The following is a 504-nucleotide window of genomic DNA, read 5'->3' on the forward strand; positions in this document are numbered from 1 at the left end:
TGCCGGCCCTCAAGCCGGTCGCCAAGCCGAAAGCCGAGGCCCAATCGGCGAACACGCCGGCAAAGGTTCCGCTCGCGCCGCAGCGTCCATCCGACCAGCCGGTCGATGTTGTCGGCGAGGTCAAGCCCGATCAGGTTGCGTCCATAGATCCGGCATCGACTGCGGCCGGCGGTGGCTCGTGGTCGATGCAGATCGCCTCGCAGCCGACCGTCGAAAGCGCTCAGTCCAGCTATCAGGATCTGCAGCGCCGCTATGGCAGCGTGCTTGCCGGGCGTACCGCCAATATCGTCAAGGCCGAGATCGCCGGCAAAGGCACGTTCTACCGCGTGCGCGTTCCGGCCCAGTCACGCAATGACGCAATCAATTTGTGCACCAGCTACAAGGCCGCCGGCGGCAACTGCTTCGTCTCGCGCTAAAGCCGGAGCCGACCATCAAAAGCCGGCGCGGTCCATCGCGCCGGCTTTTTTCATGGGGAAAGCAGATCCGGCGTTGTCCCGGATGCTG

The 504-nt window shown here is 64.9% G+C and carries 1 protein-coding gene; it reads left to right on the forward strand.

From position 1 onward, the window contains the following. Positions 1-416 (forward strand): SPOR domain-containing protein (locus EN984_RS37160; protein ID WP_164766055.1); only part of this gene is annotated, 416 nt, incomplete at its 5' end. Positions 417-504 lie beyond the last annotated feature (88 nt).

The organism is Mesorhizobium sp. M7A.F.Ca.CA.004.12.1.1, from assembly GCF_003997835.1.
In the GTDB taxonomy this organism is placed as follows: Bacteria; Pseudomonadota; Alphaproteobacteria; order Rhizobiales; family Rhizobiaceae; genus Mesorhizobium.